This window comes from Microcoleus sp. S13_C5 (assembly GCF_036700845.1).
GTDB lineage: Bacteria > Cyanobacteriota > Cyanobacteriia > Cyanobacteriales > Microcoleaceae > Microcoleus.
In genome coordinates this window covers 1-1,507 of sequence record NZ_JAUBPR010000283.1, presented here as the reverse complement: position 1 = coordinate 1,507, position 1,507 = coordinate 1, and the positions used below count along the sequence as shown (strand labels likewise).

The following is a 1,507-nucleotide window of genomic DNA, read 5'->3' as shown; positions in this document are numbered from 1 at the left end:
ACTCAGATGAGGTGCGATCGTAATTCGTTTTGGCATTCTTTATTTGATGGGGGTGGTGTTCCTCCTGATTATATCATAGTTGATCGACCGGACATGATATCACTTTTGCAGCCAAGCTAGAAATTGGAGTTAGGAGTCAGGAGTCAGGAGAAAAAAGTCAGAAGCCAGAAGAAGTGTTTTTACAAATATGAGATGCTCCCCTTATGGTAGTCTAAAACTACCTTGTAAAGCAAGAATTTAATCCTCTAAAATCATTTTGGCATTTTGTGTTGCTTGAGAACTTTAGCGGGACTGATAAATGAAATACCCTGAGAAGAAGAGGTACTAATCATGACAGCTTCAATGACAGGCTCATAAACCGTTTTTTCTGCAACCCACTCCACAATAAAGTTGGCACCTGAGCCTCCACTTGTATCATCTGCTGCAATGAAAAAGTCTGTGGAAGCAAGCGGCTTGAGTTCTACAGGACTCTTAATGTCCTGCCTAATCAATTTCCCATCAGTATCGTAGTAACGCACAGAAGTGATAATAATAGAATTTGTCAGATCCGTATTGCGGATACTGAGCGTGGCTGACAAATTCATCACATTATTTTGGCTGTTGTAGTGATAAATATGCGAGTAAATAGGGACATATACGGTTTGTCCCATCACAACTTTTGTTTTATCTAACGTGACCGATCTCAGTGAAGTTTCACGTTTTGTATCAGGTTGTTGCCTTTGTGAGGTAGTTTGCTCTGAACAAGAGGTAATGACGATCGCGCTGATCGCCCAACCAACCCAGAAATGTTGTTTCAGCTTCATCGGCATTCATCCAAATACACCACATAAATTGCAGTTACGTCTACGGCAGAGTGAAGTCTCCTGTAGACTAAAACGGTAGTTAATCTGTCAATTTCTTTGAGGAAAACGAGTTTATGGGAGGAGTATCGGTGATGGAGTCGATTGTAGCGCAACTAACTCCCTTGGGCAGGGAGCCTGCTACAAATAGCCAAACGGCAGCAGCCATTCCTGAATTGGTCATCATCTTGATCATTCTGCTGCTGATTGCAACTGTTGTGGCACTCCTAACCTAACGGTTGCGAATTCCCTATGTGACGGGCTTAGTGTTAGCAGGCTTGCCCATTACGGAGGTCTTGTCGCGTCGAATAGGTTTAGACCCCTCTTTAGTATTAAATCTTTTCCTACCAATTCTGATTTTTGAAGCAGCTATCAATACTGATATCAGCCGTCTCCGCAGCACCTTTAAGCCGATCGCCCTGCTGGCTGGTCCAGGCTCGATCTTATCCTCAGCAATTATTGCTGTTCTGGTTAAATTTGGGCTAGGGCTAGACTGGATTCCGGCGTTGCTGATCGGAGTTATTCTGGCAAATACGGATACCGTCTCAATGATCGCGGTCTTTAAGGAGATCCGCGTACCTTCCCGGCTATCTAAGCTGTTCGACATCTAAACTGCATTAACTCGCGTTACCTTTGTTTTTGATGTTTCGGTTCCATTTCATAATTAA

3 protein-coding genes are annotated in these 1,507 nt (G+C 43.3%); 2 read left to right on the top strand and 1 reads right to left on the bottom strand.

Annotated elements, in window-relative coordinates:
- Window positions 1-251: 251 nt before the first annotated feature.
- On the bottom strand, window positions 252-803 hold the full coding sequence (locus QUA04_RS29620; RefSeq protein ID WP_333264363.1) for a DUF3124 domain-containing protein: 552 nt from the start codon (window positions 801-803) through the stop codon (window positions 252-254).
- A 113-nt stretch (window positions 804-916) separates the two neighbouring features.
- Between QUA04_RS29620 and QUA04_RS29615 the strand changes: the two genes are divergently transcribed.
- Complete coding sequence (locus QUA04_RS29615) at window positions 917-1,075, top strand: hypothetical protein (RefSeq protein ID WP_333264360.1); 159 nt, start codon at window positions 917-919, stop codon at window positions 1,073-1,075.
- Window positions 1,076-1,078: 3 nt separating this feature from the next.
- Complete coding sequence (locus tag QUA04_RS29610; protein WP_333264357.1) at window positions 1,079-1,450, top strand: cation:proton antiporter domain-containing protein; 372 nt, start codon at window positions 1,079-1,081, stop codon at window positions 1,448-1,450.
- The last annotated feature ends 57 nt before the right edge of the window (window positions 1,451-1,507 follow it).